The sequence below is a fragment of the Neobacillus sp. OS1-2 genome, from assembly GCF_030915505.1.
In the GTDB taxonomy this organism is placed as follows: Bacteria; Bacillota; Bacilli; order Bacillales; family Cytobacillaceae; genus Neobacillus.
Genome location: NZ_CP133265.1, coordinates 4,421,482 through 4,438,904 on the forward strand (window position 1 = coordinate 4,421,482; position 17,423 = coordinate 4,438,904).

Consider the following 17,423-nt stretch of genomic DNA (forward strand, 5'->3'; position numbering starts at 1 on the left):
AATTTTCATTCTTATTACAGGATAATGTAAATATCCGTTCTAATCAATTTTTTCCTCGCGTGGAAATAGTATGCAGCTATCCATCCCTGTAACCTTACGAAAATGTAAGATAATCAGAGAAAAACGTAAGGATTCATTATGGAAAGGCAGCTGTTCTTTCCTTATAGTAGAACTATGGAAAGAATAGAAACGGAGGCAAAAAAACAATGGAATGGATTTTAGAAGCAAAGGGAGTCAACAAGGTGTTTGGCTCGAAAAGGAATACATTCAAGGCACTGAATGATATTGATCTCCATATTTCAAAAGGAGAATTTGTTGGTGTGATGGGTCCATCGGGAGCTGGGAAGTCTTCTTTACTGAATGTTTTATCATCGATTGAACCTGTCACATCGGGAACAATCCGAATAGATGGAACGGAACTGACAAAAATGAAGGAAGCCCAATTAAGAGAATTCCGTAGAGATCAGATGGGGTTTATTTTTCAAGACTATAATCTCCTTGATACATTAACAGTAGCAGAAAATATCATGCTACCGCTAACCTTTACGAAAACACCAAAAGATGTGATTAAACAGAAGGTGGCAGAGCTGGCTGAAAGGTTCGGAATTCAAGCTATTTTAGAAAAATATCCATATGAAATTTCCGGTGGACAGCAGCAGCGGACCGCCGTGTGTCGTGCAATCATTGGCCAGCCAAGTATTCTGTTTGCTGACGAACCAACCGGTGCACTTGATTCAAAGTCAGCCCACCATTTGCTGCAAACATTAGCTAAGCTCAATGAGGAAATGCAGGCTACGATTTTATTGGTAACGCATGACCCTTATGCGGCTAGTTTTTGCTCGCGGGTGGTGTTCATTAAGGATGGCTCCTTGTATACAGAAATCCATAAAGGAGATCAATCACGGAAACAGCTTTTCCAGCAAATATTGAATATCCTGTCAACCATTGGGGGAGGGCAATATGACGTTATCTAGCATTGCCAGAAAAAACATCTCGAAAAACCTCCGGCAATACATGATCTATTTAAATTCGATGATCTTTAGTATTGCTATCTATTTTACATTCGTTTCGTTGCAGTATAACGAACAATTACTTTCATCCACTGTAACACTTGGTAAGTTAGAGTCAGCATTTAATGCCGCTTCAATCATATTGATACTCTTTGCTGCCATCTTTATTTGGTATTCCAACGCTTTTTTCACGAGAAAGCGGAAAAAGGAAGTGGGACTGTATGCCCTTTTCGGTATGAGCCGTAAAAAAATAGGCCAATTACTCTTTTATGAAAATATCATTATTGGATTAATCGCCTTACTAATTGGTATAACTATTGGCTTTTTATTTTCAAAGCTGTTTATGATGATCCTATTTAAAGTGATGGGATTTTCATTAGAAGTGTCCTTTACCATTTCGAAGCATGCTTTGATCCAAACGGCAGTAGTCTTTCTACTCATTATTTTGATTACATCAATTCATAGTTTTCGGTTAATCTATCGCTTTTCACTATCAGAACTATTTAAAGCAGAACGAAAAGGGGACCTGGTGGCGAAGGGGTCGCCACTATTAAGCGCTTTGGCCGTTGTTTTCTTAGGATTCTCCTACATCCTATTAGTGAACCCCGACGGATTTTTCGGAAAAAGTGGCATACGATTTCTAGTGGCTACTTTTTTTCTAGTACTAGGTTCCTATTTTTTCATAAATTCTTTAGTGACCTATTTTTTAAAACTATCTCAAAAGAATACTTCGGTTTATTTTAATGGAAGTAACCTACTTACCATTACCAATCTCTTATATCGATTGAAAGGGAATGTTCTCATCTTGACTGTAATCTCCCTGTTGAGCAGTGTAACGCTAATTACATGTATCACATCTTATAGCTTTTACTATCAAATCGATCATTTTTCAAAGCGGGATAACCCTTATAGCTATATGTTTAATATGAAGGATGACAAGGTAAATCAACAAATTCAGACTTTAATCGAGGAAAATTCCAAGGGAGATCTCGTCTACCATTTAACGATAGATTATTTAACTGTAAAACCGGATGTATCGGAATTGAATCGAGTGTCTGATATTTTCCAAACTTTGCTCATCTCAGAAAATGCCTATCAGGAAATGATAAATCTCAGAGGAATGAATGAATCCGATACCTTAGATAAATTTGAAGCAGCATCCTTTTATGATGGGAACCTTGATACTAAATCAGATCCCTTTACGGGAAAACATGTGAAACTTTCATCCAATGAAAAGATTAATATAGTAGCATATAAACGTTTTTCATTAGTAAACCAAGGAGAAATGTTATTCCCACTTGTGATTAGTGATGAATTATATAAGGAGTTAGAGCAAGAGGGGGCACGGAAGGAAACTCTTTATATCTATAAAACAGCAAATGAAAAAATAGCAAAAGGGTTAGACCGAAAGATTTACGAGGTGGTTAACCCGCTAAGATATCAAGAGAATGAGCCAATTTATGCGAGTTTCTATGAAAATTATCATTATGGGCTTGAAACCTACGGACTACTCATCTTTATTGGGGTGTTCCTCGGACTCGTATTCTTGCTCGCAACAGGGAGTATGATTTATTTTAAACAGCTAATCGACGCTACCGTTGATAAGGATCGCTATAAGATTCTTAAGAAGATTGGTATTCCTAACAGAGAGATAACAAAATCGACTGCGCAGCAAGTTGGTTTTGTCTTTATTCTCCCATTACTGCTTGCGGCGGTCAACACAGCAGTTATTTTATATGTCCTTGCTGATTTTCTAAATATGCAAATGCAAATCCCGTTTATCATCTGTTTAGCAGTCTATTTGCTAATTTATCTAGGTTATTACTGGTTAACCACGGCAAGCTATATAAAAATTATCAAGGAGACGTAAAAACAAGCCCTTTATAGAGCTTGTTTTTTACATTTTAAAATAAGAATCATCGCGTTCTGAGAAAGTTACGATCACCTCTGTGTAAACACCCATTTTGGAGGAAATAGAAAGGTCGTGTCCTAATTTCTCAGCCGTTTTTTTTGCAAGATAAAGCCCCATTCCAGTGGAACGCTGGTGATTACGTCCGTTTTTTCCGGTATAGCCTTTTTCAAATACACGCGGGAGATCCTCTGCCGGAATCCCGATTCCATTATCGCGAAGAACTAACTGTTTTGTCTCAGGATGAAGAGAAAGAGAAATCAACCCATATTCCTTCGTATATTTAAGTGAATTGAGCAGAAGCTGGCGAATAATATAGGTTAAGGCCTTTTTATCACTTAAAATAGGTATATTTATCTTCGGCATTTCGACTTTTATCTTTTTAGAAATAAACGTCTTTGATTCGGCAATGATAATTTCCTTGATTAGTTTTTCAAGATCAATCTCTTGAATGAGATAATCTTTATTAAAATCATGCAAACGAGAGAAATAGAGTGCTTGTTCAACATAATTCTCAATACGGTTCATTTCCTCTTGTAGACTTGGGGATTCCACTTCTGTTTCTAATAACAGCCGACTAACGGCAATAGGTGTTTTAATTTCATGAAACCACTGGGTCATAAATTCAAGCTGTTCCTTCGCAGCCTCGTTACTCATCTGAATCTGTTTCAAATAGGTTTCGCTTAAACGGTTTAAGGTTTGAACGTATACCTGCTGTTCATACGTGTTCGCTTCAGGGAAGCTGCCTAAATTATCTATTGCAAATTGATACCATTTTTTCATTTGATATTTTTTTTGAAAATAATAACCTATGAAATAGACGGCAAACATAATCGTAGATAAACTTATCAAGTAAAGGAGACTATCAAGTGAGACGTGTAAGGCAGGATCTACGCTAACTACAACTGAAATAATAATTAGGATAAAAAAGGCCGTGACGAGCAGCCATTTTTGATCAGATAGATAATGTTTAAACTTCATGGAATGGTGTATCCTTGCCGTTTTTTGGTTTCAATAAAATCACTGAGCCCCATTTCCTCTAATTTCCTCCGTAAACGGGCAATATTCACTGTTAACGTATTATCATCGATAAAATCTCCACTTTCCCACAATGCCTGCATCAATTCCTCTCTGCTTACAATCGTTTCTTTCTTTTTTATCAGCATAAATAAGATTTGAGCTTCATTCTTTGTTAAATCTAGTTCACAATCATGATAGGAAATTCTTCCTTTATTCACATGTAGGATGAGACCATTGTGCTCAAGATATTCATTTTCCGATTGTTGGTAGGTATAGGTTCTTCGGAGAATGGCATTACACTTAGCCATTAGCACTTCAAGAGAGAAGGGCTTTTGAATAAAATCATCTCCGCCCATATTCATCGCCATCACAATGTCCATATTTTCTGTTCGGGAAGAAATGAAGATAATTGGAACCTTTGAGATCTGCCGGATTTTATTACACCAATAAAAGCCATCATAGACTGGTAGATTAATATCAAGTAAAACAAGGTCAGGCCGCAATTCTAGAAATTGACGTTCGAGGTCTTCAAAATAGTTCGTTTCAAATGGAGCGTATTTCCACTTTTTAAGATGTTCATAAATGATATGGCTTATTTTCGAATCGTCTTCAACTATCATTACTTTATACATTTTTTTCACCACCAAGAAATATATTATGTAAAAATTATTATACAAAAAATGGAGATTGATAGGGGAGTAAAAATTAAAAAAGAACTATAACATTGATTAATTCATCATGCCATAGTTCTTTTAAACTTATCGTACTGCTCTTCTCGTACTTTCCGAGGCAAAATCGGCGATGATGACGAGAATCATATAACATAGGAGGAGAAGCGTAATTTGGGTGTAATTGAAAAAGCTCATAGCCAGTTTAAATTCCATTCCCAAACCTCCTGCACCAACAAAGCCCACGACAATCGTTGTTCGCATAATCACTTCCCAGCGATATAGGATATATGTGAGAAATCGGGGTAAAACGGTAGGAAGGATGCCGTAGAACAGTGTTTCTATTTTGGAAGCACCTGAGGCAGCTAAATTTCGGATCGGGCGAGGATCCATATCTTCAATAACCTCTGCCCACAGCTTCCCGAGTATCCCGAAATTATGAAGGGCGAGTGCAATGGCACCTGGCAATAGACCTGGTTTAAAAATGAAAATGATCATCATCGCCCAAACCAGCTCTGGAACAGATCTTGAAAAGATATAGGAGATCCTAATCAAACCGTACAGGAGCCAATCGTACCATTTCTTAGAGCCGGTTAAATGCCCATTGGCAATATTTCGAGCTGCCGGAACAACTGTAAGGAATGCTGCGATGGTCGCAAACCCAATCGCCATAATACTCATTTCGAACGTTTCCAGCGTTAGTTTTAATGCGGCAGCCCAACTGCTTCCATCCAGGAATGCCGGTTGGTCAGTATTTAATCCTATAAGACCTTCAAAAAACCTTTTTGCCGCATCGAAATTTTTCTCTGATAGTAATTCAAAAAGCTGAGCATCTTCAGCAATGTGGATAAAGATCCATGATCCAATCGTCAGTAATAGTGTGAAACATACAGATCTCCAACCAGCACTGAAACCAGTTCGTTTCTTGCGATCTATCAAGGCTTTGCGAACAAAATTACTCCAAATATCAACAAAAATAACTAATCCGATAAGAAATAAGACAAATGCCCAGACTCGGTCATATTTAAGATCCTGTAGCGAAAGTTGAATTTGATAACCAAGACCACCAAGACCAATAAAGCTCATAATCGCAGAGGAGCGAATCGCACATTCAAAGCGGTACATCGTATAGCTGATCATATCAGCCCAAATGAGTGGAAGATAACCGTAAATAAGGGTTTGTAGTTTCGATGCACCTACTGATTTAAGGGCCTTGATTGGCTCTTCCGAGACATCGTTAAGCATATCCGCAAAAATCCTTCCAAGGATGCCGCCATAGGGAATGGCAAGCGCAAAAATGGCTGCATAGGGAGAAAGCCCGATGGCTGCCACAAACAGCCAAGCCCATATCAATTCATGAATCGAGCGGGTAAACCCCAGTATTCCTCTAAAAAACACCTTAGAAATCAACCTTGAGGTTTTATTGGAAGTCACTACACCTGATGCGAGAATACCTATGATAAAGGCATAAATAATGGCTAAAGACATTCCTGCAACAGCATATGCAAGAGTGATCCATGCTGATTCGAATCCTAGTGTTATGACCTCAGGAGACAAATCAGGATGTACCAGACCCTCTAAAATTTGAAGTAAGGTTGGGATTCCACCGGAATGGAATAAATCCGCATTCCATTGGATAGAAAAGAGACTCCATACAAATATAGCAAGTAAAACTAAAGTAAGAATAAACCGATTATGCAAGCGAAAGATTGATTTCATACTCTAACACCACTGTTAAGGTGATAAAGTTCAGCTAATAGATCATCTGTTACTTTTTCAGTCGGAAGGTCAAAGAATATTTCACCATTTTTCATAGAGATAATCCGCGTAAAATATTTTCTGGCATATTCAACAGAATGCAAGCTGGTGATTAACGTTTCCTTTTCTTCGGTAACGATTTTCGTTAGCATCTGAAGAATATCATCTGCACGTGCAGGGTCAAGTGAGGCTACCGGTTCATCTGCTAAAATGATTTCAGGTTTTTGCACCATTAATCTTGCCATCGCAACCCGTTGCTGCTCGCCACCAGATAGGGTAGAGGTAATTTCATACGCTTTACCGTGAAGTCCCACCCGCTCTAAAGCTTTTATAGCCAAATCTTTTTCCTGAGGGACAAGTAAGGAAAAGAGTGATTTCATCGTGCCCCATTCTGAAAGTTTCCCGGCTAACACATTATGGATGACGGCAAGCGGTCCAATTAAATCAAATTGCTGACGGATGACACCGACTTTTTTGGCAAAAGATTTCCCTTTTTTATGGGCAGAGAGTGACTTGCCATCCACTAAAAGTTCCCCACTGGACAGTGGGATAAGACCAGCAATCGAATTAAGCAGCGTCGTTTTACCGGCGCCGCTGGGTCCAATCAAGGCCACTAATTCCCCTTGTTTAATCGTAAAAGAAAGGGAAGATAGGGCTATCTTCCGCTCAAATTCCTTTGTTAAATTGTTCGCTTCAATCATGATTTTTGAAGACATCTATGTCTACACCTTCTACTTAATAATCTTTAATTCTCGTGCTACTTTTTCTATTTTCTTGTAATTATCATTTTTTGTTTCAACAAAGCTGTCTGTTTGGAATAAATCAGCAATATCTTTTTGCTCACCAGTAATGGAAAGAAGGGCTTCTTTGACCTTTTTCTTTGTACCCTTACCAAAGACGTCTTCCACATTGCTATTAATCGTCCAGTTATAATCGAAATACGCTGGGGTTGTGTAAAAGACTTTTACTTTATTGGTATCGACTTTTCCTTCTTTAACGGCGGATTCCCAAACAGCTTCGTTTAACGCACCGGCTTTGAAGGTACCCGCTTCCACTAATTTATAGGTTGCGTCATGGGAACCGGAGTAATCCGGTTTGCCGTCAAAGTCTTGCTCTGGATTAATCCCTGCTTCTGTAAGAAAATAACGTGGCATTAAATGACCGGATGTTGAACTTTCGCTGCCAAATGTGAACGATTTTCCTTTAATATCTTGCAGCTTTGTGAAGTTTTCCGATGTCTGAGTAATAAAAACAGAGTGAAACTCGGCGTCACGTGGTCGCTGAACGATGGATTCTGCATCTGGAACTAGATTTCTAGCTTGCACACTTGTTAAGCCTCCAAACCAGGCCATATGTATTTCACCGCGTTGAAATCCCGTTACAAGCGCTGCATAATCAACTGATGGTACAAATTCGACCTTTAATCCCGTCTTTTCACTAAGGTATTTAGCGACTGCTGTCATTCCTTTATCGAGATCAGCGGCGTTCTGGTCAGGGATCGCCCCAATTTTAAATACTTCATTTGTCTTTGTTTCTTTTTTTCCTTCATTCACATTATCATCTTTTTGGCTGCCACATGCAGCTAATGAAAATACAAGCATTGTAAGAATAAGAATAGAAAACCACTTTTTCACTATATTCACCTCATAAAAGAATTAAGTACATGGTAATTTTACAGGTTTCGACATATTATGCAATGGATTTCACCAACTTTCCATAATTTTTATAAATACTTGTTATAAAAATATTTTATTTATAAGAGGTATTTTAATAATTAAAATCCCCTGTATAGTAACCCTATCGATTTGGGTATTGTAAGGGAAAAAAGGGAAATCACTTATGATCGGACTAATTCTGGCAATTCTCATCTTTAATTCCATTGCTTTTATCAAAAATAAACGGCTTTCGGGCAATCAAATTGTTCATATTTGGTCATTTACAATTGCTTTTCAGGTTGTCTTCGATGTGTTTATCGAGTTCAAATACCATGGATATTGGTATTTTGATAAAGAAATCGATTGGGTAGGCCTTCTACCGCACTTATTTCTAGTACCAGCGGCTAATATCATCTTTTTAAAATGGTTTCCTTTTAATAAAAAGATGGCAAAGCAAATTTTGTATCTCGTTGTTTTCTTCATCATTATTCTTCTTTACGAATTGGTCACCCTGTTGCCGGGACCTTGGGGATACTTTCATTATGGTTGGTGGAAAATTTGGCATGCCGCCATGATAGATCCAATCTTATTGCTAATGTTATTAGGGTATTATAAGTGGATTTGCAAGCTGGAGGAAAAGGCTGCTTGTAAAAACCATGATTAAAGCATATTTTTCAATGCCGTTTAGACAAGCATACAAACATGTACATATAATAAAAGAAAAATGGAAGGGGTGGGTAGATGGCGATCAATCGAGATGGCGTCACGATTGGTACGATTTCTGGTGGTATTGTCAACTTTGGAGGCGCTGTTTATATTTCTCCTATATCAATAACACGAACGACCACTGGTGCGGGTGAGGAAAATAAAGGGGCCGGGACAGCCACAAATTCTACAACGCAAACAAGTATATCCAGTATATTAGACGTAATCAGCCGGAGCTTACGATAGCCCCGGCTGATTATTTTAAATTACGATGCCTTTAGTTCTTGAGAAGACTGGCTTTGCTTCAACGGTTTTGCGACATTGAAAACGATATTTAGGAAAATGGCTGTTAAACTACCAGCGACTATCCCGCTATTTGTTAAGATTTTAATACTTTCCGGTAACTGGGCAAATAAATCAGGAACGGTGGTAACTCCTAACCCAACACCAACAGAGCAAGCAATGATCAAGAGATTCTCTTGAGAAGAAAAATCAACCTTGCTGAGCATTTTTATTCCAGAAGCAATTACCATCCCAAACATGGCTACCATTGCACCCCCGAGTACGGAGGTAGGAATCACCGTGGTTAAGGCAGCAATTTTTGGAACAAATCCAAGGAAAATTAAGATTCCAGCAGCTGTATAAATGACTTTTTTGTCTTTCACACCTGAAAACTGGACAAGGCCGACATTTTGCGAATAGGTGGTATAGGGGAATGAATTGAATACGGCCCCGATGACACTAGCTAAACCTTCAGAACGATAGCCTTTGACCAAATCTTTCTCCGTAAGCTTCCTGCCAGTAATATCACTTAAAGCAAAATAGACACCGGATGATTCTACAAGACTCACAATCGCCACAAGGGTCATGGTAATGATCGGAGCTAATTCAAATGATGGTGTAGCGAAATGGAAAGGGGTTACCATATGGAACCACGAAGCCTCACCGACGGCAGAAAAGTTTACTTTCCCCATAAAGAAAGCTACAGCTGTTCCAGCCACTAATCCTAAAAGAATAGAAATAGCGCGAATAAAACCTTTAAAAAATCGGTAAAGAATAATAATAAATAGCAACGTACCAAACGCAAGAGCGATATTGGAAATTGACCCGAAGTCAGGGCTACCTTGACCGCCAGCCACGTTATTCATAGCAACTGGAATCAATGTTGTTCCAATGATCGTGACAACAGAACCGGTAACAACTGGCGGAAAGAAGCGGATCAGCTTTCCAAAAAAGGTCGCAATGAGCATAACAATAATACCTGAAACCAATATCGATCCGTAGATAGCGGAAAGACCATACTGTCCGCCAATGGCAATAATTGGCCCCACAGCGGTAAACGTACAGCCCAGCACGATCGGCAGTCCAATACCGAAATAACGATTTTGCCACACTTGAAGCAATGTGGCGATTCCACTTGTCAGAATATCAAGTGAAACTAAATAGGCTAATTGTTTACTAGAAAGACCAAGTGCACCACCGATGATAAGAGGGACAATCACGGCTCCAGCATACATCGCTAATACATGCTGAATCCCTAAAGAAGCGGTTTTCAAAGGATTTTGTTTCATTAGACTAATTCCTCCACTTTCTCATTAATAAAGGTGACTTCGCCATTTTCTAAAGAAGCAATTCGTGCTATGGATTCAACTCTAAGGCCCATTTCCTTCAACTTTTGCGCCCCATGCTGAAAAGACTTTTCAATCACAATACCAATCCCGCTAACCTCTGCACCACTATGTTGAACGATTTCCACTAAGCCCAGAGCAGCTTGTCCATTTGCAAGGAAATCATCAATGATCAGCACCCGATCCTCTTTATTTACATATTTTTTTGAAATCGAGATCTCGTTTGTTTCATTCTTGGTAAAAGAATGAACACTTGCTGTCAGTAAATCCTCATTTAGTGTTAAAGATTTTCTTTTTCTAGCAAATACAACTGGTACTTTTAAAAATAATCCAGCCATTACCGCGGGGGCAATCCCTGAAGATTCAATCGTCACAATTTTCGTAATTCCTTCATTCGCAAATCGTACCGTGAACTCTTTCCCAATTTCGAGCATTAAGTTGGGATCAACTTGGTGATTTAAAAATGAATCGACCTTTAAAACGTGTTCGGAGAGGACTTTTCCGTCCTTTTTAATTCTTTCTTCTAAAAAGTTCATTGTGTATAATTTCCCCCTAATGAAAAGTAAAAAGCCCAAAGATCATCGCTCACTTCAATAATCGAGTGAGGCAATGACCCTTGGGCTAAATGTCCAAAAGGGAACAGAAAAGCGCACTATTAACCTACGCATTTTTCTCATTACCCACTCATAGTCGGATTATTTACGGTAATCCGGTAGAAACTTGCAGGCCATATCCCTGCGATTATACGAGCGAAGTCTTATTCATTTATGTTCACATTATAACATGGGGAATCTATAATTCAACCCCTATTTCCAAAGAAGACGAACAATCATTTGAATACCAGAGGAATTGTTCGCCTTTATAAAACGCTTTCTTAAATTAGTTCATATCACAAAACAATGATTGAATACGTATTCATTTTCCGTTACTATAAAGATATATTTTACTATTCAGAAAATTCTAAAATATATTACTGAAATCGGAGGAATGAACATGGTAGAAAAAACTCGACCTTATTGGCCGGCCCAGTTACCAGCTGAACTATCATATTTACAAGGTGAAAAAACGCTTGTGGCTTACCTTGAACACCATGGGAAAACGAATCCATCTGCTATAGCCTATATTTTTTATGGTGCCGAAATCACATGGGGGACCCTCCTCGAAAACGTAAATCGTTTTTCCCGATATTTAGGAGCTAAGGGAGTAAAGAAGGGCAGTTGTGTGGCCCTTTATTTACAAAACTGTCCCCAGTATATCATTGCTCACTTTGCGATTCAGAAACTTGGCGGGGTGGTGGTTCCATTAAATCCGATGTTTAAAGAAAATGAGTTAGCCTATTATTTAGAAGAAGCGCCTATCGAAGGAATCATTGCTGGTTCCGAAGGATATCCTCACGTAAAAAAAGCAATTGAGAAAACCCGCCCTTTATCATTTATTGTCACAACCACCTACGAAGCTTTTCTCCCTGAACAAACAAATTGGAAGTTCCCTGAAGAATTTCTTTTTCCAAAACAAACATTCCCTGATACTGATGATTTCCACGAGATTCTCCAAAGCGAATTACCTTACGAAAAAAATGAAGCTCTGGATTTATGGAATGACGTTGGATTAATGGTTTTTACATCAGGAACAACCGGCCGTCCGAAAGGAGCCTTGCTGACTTACGGAAATGCCTTATTTAAAACAGCTGCGACAGTCCAGGCAAATGGGATGAGTGACCAAGAAATACTCATGGCTAGCGCTCCTTTATGCCATATTGCCGGAATGGTGATGGGTTTAAACACGCCTGTTTATACTGGCAGACCCTGTGTGTTGTTCACACGCTTTGACCCCATTGCAACAGTAGCAGCTATTGAGACTTATGCTGTAAGTTTTTGGTACAGCATCGCCCCGATGAATTGGTCGATTTTACAATTACCTGGGATTGCTGAGAAAAATTTATCCAGCTTGAAAACCAATTTGGCTACAAGCTTTGGTGTTCAGGTAACAAAAGAACTGGCAGAAAGTTGGAGGTCTGTTACGAAGGGGTGCGCTCTTTATGAAGCATCGTACGGGTTAAGTGAAACCCATACCTGTGATACCTTCATGCCACAGGAGCAAATTAAATTTGGCTCCTGTGGAATCCCTATCTATGAAACGGCAATCCGGATTGTTGATCATGAGACAGGAAGAGAGCAGCCGGCAGGGAAACATGGGGAAATTGTTGTTAAAAGCCCTGGCGTTTTTAAAGGTTATCTAAACCGACCGGAAGCCACAGCAGAGACCTTAAAGGATGGCTGGGTTCATACCGGTGATATCGGGTACCTTGACGAAGATGGCTATTTATATTTCCTTGGCAGGGTGAAAGAAATGATTAAAAGCTCCGGTTATAGTATTTTTCCTGAGGATGTAGAGGCGCTTTTAAATCTTCACCCGGCGATTCGGCAATCTGCTGTCATTGGTGTTCCCGACCCAATCAAAGGTGAGGTAATTAAAGCATTTGTTGTCTTGCATGATGGGCAAAGGGACAATTTAACAGCCGCGGATCTTATCCAATGGGCAAAGGAGACAATGGCTGCCTATAAATATCCACGATATGTCGAAATCATTGATCAGCTTCCGGCTACATCATCTGGAAAAGTGCTGAGGAAATTATTAAAAGAAGAATAGGAGATAGAAATGGAATCGTTACAAAATCTAACTAATGAGTTGCGGGCAAAGAAAGAGGCTGCCCTTCTGGGTGGTGGCTCTACCAAAATAAACGCTCAGCATGACCGTGGGCTGTTAACGGCACGGGAACGAATAGAAATGTTAGCGGACAGCGGCACCTTTTTGGAGCTTGGGATGCTAAATACTTCAGATGTAAGCGGGGCAGAGGGAAAGAGCTATGGTGATGGTTTACTAGCAGGAATTGGGAAAGTAAATGGACGACCCGCTGTGATTCAAGCAGGGGACAAAACTGTTTTTGCCGGGACAGAAGGTAATGTCCATATCCGAAAATCAAAAAGTATTCACGAATTTGCTGTAAAAAATGGACTCCCCATTTTCTCACTCCATGAAGGAGGCGGCTTACGGATGCCCGATGGAATGGGGTCTGATGGAATCAGCGATAAATTGTTTCCGCGTGAAATGCTCACATTACACCGACAAGTTCCAACGATGACAGCGATTCTTGGGGATAGCTTTGGCGGTCCGACCTGGACAGCAGTTTCTTCTGATTTTGTCACCCAGCTACAGGGTACCTGTATGGCCATCGCCGGTCCTCGAATGCTCGAACTGGCAAATGGACAAAAATTATCGCCGGAAGAATTGGGTGGAGTAGATATACACCATAAGTTTACGGGACAAATTGATGATGATGGTGCTACAGAAGAGGAATGTATCGAACAGTTAAAGACATTTTTTACTTATCTGCCACAACACGCCGGTGCACGGCCAAATTATCGAAAAACACACGACGATCCCTATCGGTTAGTAGAGGAAGTATTAACGATTCTGCCACAGCAGAAAAATCGTGTCTATGATATGAAAAGAATCATTGAATCACTGGTGGATGAAGGTCTAATGTTCGAATATCAAAGGAAATTCGCTAAGGGAATTATTACTGTCTTTGCCCATTTAAATGGCCATGTCGTAGGTATTGTTGCCAATCAGCCAAACCAATTCGCTGGAGCACCGGGACCACAAGAATGTCAAAAGGCAACTGAATTTATCTGCCTGTGTGATTCCTATCATATTCCGCTCATTTTCCTCCATGATACTCCGGGATTCCGGATCAGCAGTGAAGCAGAGCGGGCGAAAATGCCAACGAAAATCATGGTGTGGAATCAGGCCTTGGCGTTATCAACGGTTCCCAAAATTTCAGTCGTTATTCGAAAAAGCATTGGTGCTGCCTATGGGAATATGTGCGGACCCGGAATGGGCGCAGATTTAGTCGTAGCCTGGCCGACAGCAGAGATTAATTTTACCGGTCCAGAGGTCGGCGTTAATGTTGTGTTTGGAAGGGAGCTTGCACGGGCTGAAAATCCAAGTGAGGAACGAAAGAAACTGTTAGAATTATGGTCATTTGATAGTTCACCATACAAAGCCGCAGCAAAACATTTAATTGATGATGTCATACAGCCGAATGAAACACGGAAATTTCTCTGTCAATCCTTAGAATTTCTCCTTACCTCAAAACGTGAAAAAAGCGAGCGCCTTTTAGCAGCCTGGCCTACGGGAATTTAAGAGATGTAAGAAACCATTACTAACTAGCAGACCAAATCACAGAGTGATTTGGTCTGTCTTTTTTCCTTACTATTTAATCTCTTAATGCTCCTGCTTCACGGGAAGTCATTGCACCTTGCCCTTCGCTTACATCCTTCTGAATTTCTTGTTTTACTTTTTGAGCATTCGTTCCGGCAAATTCCGGATTCATAATAGAACTTAAATTCTCTTTAGCTTGTTGATCATGTTTCATACACGTCCTCCTCAATCTATGGTCATCAATCTTATTATTTACAAAAACTCTAAACATCTCATTAGAAAATAAAGAAATAACCTATATTTAACCGGGTACACTAACAGAGAATAAAAAATATTTGTCCTCCAGTAGTGAACAAATACAAAAAAATATGATAAAGTATATAATGTAAATCCATACATACCACAGTTTCGCAATCAACTCCGTGTCCTCTGGAGAAGGACAAATGTGTTTTAATAACGAAGGGGGAATGAAATATGTCCAGTCACACTTTAGAACAATTTTTAAATGAAAATCTCGAAGATTTAAAAGGGAAAGGCCTATACAATGTCATCGATCCGTTAGAAAGCCCAAATGGACCAGTTATTACTATTAACGGTAAAGAACTGATTAACCTTTCTTCCAACAACTATTTAGGGTTAGCAACAGATGAACGGTTAAAAAAAGCCGCAACCGATGCCATTGAAAAATATGGTGTTGGAGCTGGTGCAGTTCGTACTATCAATGGGACTTTAAGGCTTCACGTTGAATTAGAGGAAAAATTAGCCGAATTTAAACATACAGAAGCAGCAATCGCCTACCAATCTGGCTTTAATTGTAATATGGCGGCAATTTCCGCTGTCATGGACAAAAATGATGCGATTTTATCTGATGAATTAAACCATGCCTCCATTATTGATGGCTGCCGATTATCAAAAGCAAAAATAATCCGTGTTAATCACTCAGATATGGAAGACTTACGTGCGAAGGCAAAACAGGCGAAGGAATCTGGTCTCTACAATAAGATTATGGTCATTACGGATGGTGTTTTTTCGATGGATGGAGACATTGCGTTATTACCTGAAATCGTTAAAATCGCCGAGGAATTTGATCTCATCACTTATGTTGATGATGCGCATGGTTCTGGTGTCCTAGGAGATGGTGCAGGAACGGTCAAGCATTTTGGCCTTTCTGATAAAATCGATTTCCAAATCGGCACGCTATCAAAAGCAATTGGTGTCGTCGGCGGCTATGTCGCTGGTAAGAAAAACTTAATTGATTGGTTAAAAGTACGCAGCCGTCCATTCCTGTTCTCGACTTCATTAACTCCTGCTGATGTCGCAGCAAGTAAGAAGTCCATTGAAATATTAATGGAGAGTACCGAACTGAACAAAAAGTTATGGGAAAATGGCAACTACTTGAAAAAGGGCTTAAAAGAATTGGGCTTTAACATTGGAAACAGTGAAACTCCAATTACGCCATGTATTATTGGCGATGAATCACAGACACAGCAATTTAGTAAACGATTGAATGAAGAAGGAGTTTACGCGAAGGCGATTGTGTTCCCGACAGTTCCAGCAGGAACCGGCCGTGTCCGTAACATGCCAACTGCTGCTCATACGAAGGAGATGCTTGACCAAGCCATCGCTATCTATAAAAAAGTCGGGAAAGAAATGGGCGTCATTTAATTTAGGTCATGGCACTTTAAACAATTGGGTAACGTACCTATAAGTAAAGAGATTCATACAGCATAAGTGAAGAGGACGGAGAAACAACGATGAAGCGTATTTTAATCACAGGTGCATTAGGACAAATCGGTTCAGAATTAACGTTAAAGCTTCGCGAAATTTATGGCGCAGACAACGTTATAGCAACAGATATCAAAAAAAATGACAGTGAGGCAGCACTTAGTGGTCCTTTTGAAACAGTAGATGTGACCGATTTGAGCAAAATGGTTGAAACTGCCAAAAAATATAACGTTGATACGGTGATGCATTTAGCAGCACTTTTATCGGCGACTGCTGAAGCAAAACCTGTTTTTGCTTGGAATTTAAATATGGGCGGGTTGATGAATAGCCTTGAAACAGCAAGAGAACTAAATGCCCAATTTTTCACTCCCAGCTCGATCGGTGCCTTCGGTCCATCGACACCAAAGGATAATACTCCCCAGGACACCATTATGCGACCAACTACCATGTACGGCGTAAACAAGGTTGCGGGAGAGTTGCTTGCTGATTATTACCATCACAAATTTGGTGTTGATACACGCGGTTTACGTTTCCCTGGGTTGATATCCTATGTAGCGCTCCCTGGCGGCGGGACAACCGATTATGCCGTGGAAATCTATTATGAAGCGGTTAAAAGTGGGAAATATTCTTCCTATATCGATAAGGGCACATACATGGACATGATGTACATGCCGGATGCCCTACATGCCATAATTGATTTAATGGAAGCAGATGCATCGAAATTAATCCATCGCAATTCTTTTAATGTGACAGCCATGAGTTTTGCGCCGGAAGAAATTGCTGCAAGTATCGCTAAGTATATCCCAGGCTTTGAGATCTCGTACGATGTGGATCCGGCTCGTCAAAGTATTGCCGATAGCTGGCCAAATTCCATTGATTGCAGCGCTGCCAAAGCAGAGTGGGGCTTTAATGCAAAGTATGATTTAGATAGAATGACAAACGAAATGATTGAAAAACTACGTCAGAAACTATAATTTGAGATCCTGAGCCATCGCGGTTCAGGATTTTTCTTATCAAAATAGCTAGCTTCAAAAATTCCTTGGAGCCCTTATCGCTGCATATTCCCCAAATAATAGTTTCCAATTGAGCATGATGGAACTAACTATTTCATAGTAATAAAA

The 17,423-nt window shown here is 39.7% G+C and carries 16 protein-coding genes and 1 riboswitch; of the genes, 8 read left to right on the plus strand and 8 right to left on the minus strand.

Annotation, left to right across the window (positions count from 1 at the left end; translation table 11 throughout):
• Positions 1 to 206 precede the first annotated feature (206 nt).
• The gene (locus RCG19_RS22065) at positions 207 to 974 is read left to right on the plus strand and encodes an ABC transporter ATP-binding protein (RefSeq protein ID WP_308108930.1); all 768 of its coding nucleotides are present in this window, start codon (positions 207 to 209) and stop codon (positions 972 to 974) included.
• Positions 961 to 2,880 (plus strand): ABC transporter permease, encoded by a 1,920-nt coding sequence (locus RCG19_RS22070; RefSeq protein ID WP_308108931.1) that lies wholly within the window; start codon positions 961 to 963, stop codon positions 2,878 to 2,880. The genes RCG19_RS22065 and RCG19_RS22070 overlap by 14 nt, the downstream gene beginning before the upstream one ends.
• A gap of 27 nt (positions 2,881 to 2,907) precedes the next feature.
• On the opposite strand, the gene RCG19_RS22075 is transcribed toward RCG19_RS22070, so the two are convergent.
• From RCG19_RS22075 to RCG19_RS22095, 5 genes are all read right to left on the minus strand, one after another.
• Complete coding sequence (locus RCG19_RS22075; RefSeq protein WP_308108932.1) at positions 2,908 to 3,900, minus strand: sensor histidine kinase; 993 nt, start codon at positions 3,898 to 3,900, stop codon at positions 2,908 to 2,910.
• Complete coding sequence (locus tag RCG19_RS22080) at positions 3,897 to 4,571, minus strand: response regulator transcription factor (protein ID WP_308108933.1); 675 nt, start codon at positions 4,569 to 4,571, stop codon at positions 3,897 to 3,899. Before RCG19_RS22080 ends, RCG19_RS22075 begins: the two co-directional genes overlap by 4 nt.
• Positions 4,572 to 4,697: 126 nt before the next feature.
• Positions 4,698 to 6,326, minus strand: coding sequence for a PhnE/PtxC family ABC transporter permease (locus RCG19_RS22085; RefSeq protein ID WP_308108934.1), 1,629 nt, complete (start codon positions 6,324 to 6,326; stop codon positions 4,698 to 4,700).
• The gene (locus RCG19_RS22090; protein ID WP_308108935.1) at positions 6,323 to 7,081 is read right to left on the minus strand and encodes a phosphonate ABC transporter ATP-binding protein; all 759 of its coding nucleotides are present in this window, start codon (positions 7,079 to 7,081) and stop codon (positions 6,323 to 6,325) included. Before RCG19_RS22090 ends, RCG19_RS22085 begins: the two co-directional genes overlap by 4 nt.
• A 15-nt stretch (positions 7,082 to 7,096) precedes the next feature.
• Positions 7,097 to 7,999 carry a putative selenate ABC transporter substrate-binding protein gene (locus tag RCG19_RS22095; RefSeq protein WP_308108936.1) on the minus strand — a complete coding sequence of 301 codons (903 nt, stop codon included), beginning with the start codon at positions 7,997 to 7,999 and terminating at the stop codon, positions 7,097 to 7,099.
• A gap of 205 nt (positions 8,000 to 8,204) precedes the next feature.
• On the opposite strand from RCG19_RS22095, the gene RCG19_RS22100 reads away from it, so the two are divergent.
• The gene (locus RCG19_RS22100) at positions 8,205 to 8,684 is read left to right on the plus strand and encodes a hypothetical protein (protein WP_308108937.1); all 480 of its coding nucleotides are present in this window, start codon (positions 8,205 to 8,207) and stop codon (positions 8,682 to 8,684) included.
• A gap of 77 nt (positions 8,685 to 8,761) precedes the next feature.
• Positions 8,762 to 8,971: a spore germination protein gene (locus RCG19_RS22105; RefSeq protein WP_308108939.1), complete on the plus strand. Its 210-nt coding sequence runs from the start codon at positions 8,762 to 8,764 to the stop codon at positions 8,969 to 8,971.
• A gap of 20 nt (positions 8,972 to 8,991) precedes the next feature.
• Here RCG19_RS22105 and RCG19_RS22110 read toward each other — a convergent pair whose 3' ends face one another.
• Both RCG19_RS22110 and RCG19_RS22115 read right to left on the minus strand, forming a co-directional pair.
• Positions 8,992 to 10,296, minus strand: coding sequence for a nucleobase:cation symporter-2 family protein (locus RCG19_RS22110; protein ID WP_308108940.1), 1,305 nt, complete (start codon positions 10,294 to 10,296; stop codon positions 8,992 to 8,994).
• A complete protein-coding gene (locus RCG19_RS22115) occupies positions 10,296 to 10,889 on the minus strand; it encodes a xanthine phosphoribosyltransferase (RefSeq protein ID WP_308108941.1) in 594 nt (197 codons plus the stop codon). Before RCG19_RS22115 ends, RCG19_RS22110 begins: the two co-directional genes overlap by 1 nt.
• Before the next feature lie 131 nt (positions 10,890 to 11,020).
• A riboswitch (purine riboswitch) is annotated at positions 11,021 to 11,122 on the minus strand.
• Between the two features lie 218 nt (positions 11,123 to 11,340).
• On the opposite strand from RCG19_RS22115, the gene RCG19_RS22120 reads away from it, so the two are divergent.
• Positions 11,341 to 13,002, plus strand: coding sequence for a class I adenylate-forming enzyme family protein (locus RCG19_RS22120; protein WP_374049566.1), 1,662 nt, complete (start codon positions 11,341 to 11,343; stop codon positions 13,000 to 13,002).
• 9 nt (positions 13,003 to 13,011) lie between these two features.
• The gene (locus RCG19_RS22125) at positions 13,012 to 14,559 is read left to right on the plus strand and encodes an acyl-CoA carboxylase subunit beta (RefSeq protein WP_308108943.1); all 1,548 of its coding nucleotides are present in this window, start codon (positions 13,012 to 13,014) and stop codon (positions 14,557 to 14,559) included.
• Between the two features lie 73 nt (positions 14,560 to 14,632).
• Here RCG19_RS22125 and RCG19_RS22130 read toward each other — a convergent pair whose 3' ends face one another.
• Positions 14,633 to 14,791, minus strand: coding sequence for a hypothetical protein (locus RCG19_RS22130; RefSeq protein ID WP_308108945.1), 159 nt, complete (start codon positions 14,789 to 14,791; stop codon positions 14,633 to 14,635).
• A 260-nt stretch (positions 14,792 to 15,051) separates the two neighbouring features.
• Here RCG19_RS22130 and RCG19_RS22135 point away from each other — a divergent pair, with 260 nt between their 5' ends.
• Together RCG19_RS22135 and RCG19_RS22140 are read left to right on the plus strand one after the other, a co-directional pair.
• Positions 15,052 to 16,242: a glycine C-acetyltransferase gene (locus RCG19_RS22135; protein ID WP_308108946.1), complete on the plus strand. Its 1,191-nt coding sequence runs from the start codon at positions 15,052 to 15,054 to the stop codon at positions 16,240 to 16,242.
• A gap of 89 nt (positions 16,243 to 16,331) precedes the next feature.
• Positions 16,332 to 17,276 carry an L-threonine 3-dehydrogenase gene (locus tag RCG19_RS22140; RefSeq protein WP_308108947.1) on the plus strand — a complete coding sequence of 315 codons (945 nt, stop codon included), beginning with the start codon at positions 16,332 to 16,334 and terminating at the stop codon, positions 17,274 to 17,276.
• Positions 17,277 to 17,423 lie beyond the last annotated feature (147 nt).

What these genes read in the sequence shown, in the direction of transcription:
- RCG19_RS22115 (WP_308108941.1), bottom strand. Translation starts at nt 10,889, where the DNA reads ATGAACTTTTTAGAAGAAAGAATTAAAAAGGACGGAAAAGTCCTCTCC.
- RCG19_RS22090 (WP_308108935.1), bottom strand. Translation starts at nt 7,081, where the DNA reads ATGTCTTCAAAAATCATGATTGAAGCGAACAATTTAACAAAGGAATTT.
- RCG19_RS22120 (WP_374049566.1), top strand. Translation starts at nt 11,341, where the DNA reads ATGAACATGGTAGAAAAAACTCGACCTTATTGGCCGGCCCAGTTACCA.
- RCG19_RS22130 (WP_308108945.1), bottom strand. Translation starts at nt 14,791, where the DNA reads ATGAAACATGATCAACAAGCTAAAGAGAATTTAAGTTCTATTATGAAT.
- RCG19_RS22065 (WP_308108930.1), top strand. Translation starts at nt 207, where the DNA reads ATGGAATGGATTTTAGAAGCAAAGGGAGTCAACAAGGTGTTTGGCTCG.
- RCG19_RS22070 (WP_308108931.1), top strand. Translation starts at nt 961, where the DNA reads ATGACGTTATCTAGCATTGCCAGAAAAAACATCTCGAAAAACCTCCGG.
- RCG19_RS22075 (WP_308108932.1), bottom strand. Translation starts at nt 3,900, where the DNA reads ATGAAGTTTAAACATTATCTATCTGATCAAAAATGGCTGCTCGTCACG.
- RCG19_RS22110 (WP_308108940.1), bottom strand. Translation starts at nt 10,296, where the DNA reads ATGAAACAAAATCCTTTGAAAACCGCTTCTTTAGGGATTCAGCATGTA.
- RCG19_RS22135 (WP_308108946.1), top strand. Translation starts at nt 15,052, where the DNA reads ATGTCCAGTCACACTTTAGAACAATTTTTAAATGAAAATCTCGAAGAT.
- RCG19_RS22140 (WP_308108947.1), top strand. Translation starts at nt 16,332, where the DNA reads ATGAAGCGTATTTTAATCACAGGTGCATTAGGACAAATCGGTTCAGAA.
- RCG19_RS22125 (WP_308108943.1), top strand. Translation starts at nt 13,012, where the DNA reads ATGGAATCGTTACAAAATCTAACTAATGAGTTGCGGGCAAAGAAAGAG.
- RCG19_RS22080 (WP_308108933.1), bottom strand. Translation starts at nt 4,571, where the DNA reads ATGTATAAAGTAATGATAGTTGAAGACGATTCGAAAATAAGCCATATC.
- RCG19_RS22100 (WP_308108937.1), top strand. Translation starts at nt 8,205, where the DNA reads ATGATCGGACTAATTCTGGCAATTCTCATCTTTAATTCCATTGCTTTT.
- RCG19_RS22105 (WP_308108939.1), top strand. Translation starts at nt 8,762, where the DNA reads ATGGCGATCAATCGAGATGGCGTCACGATTGGTACGATTTCTGGTGGT.
- RCG19_RS22085 (WP_308108934.1), bottom strand. Translation starts at nt 6,326, where the DNA reads ATGAAATCAATCTTTCGCTTGCATAATCGGTTTATTCTTACTTTAGTT.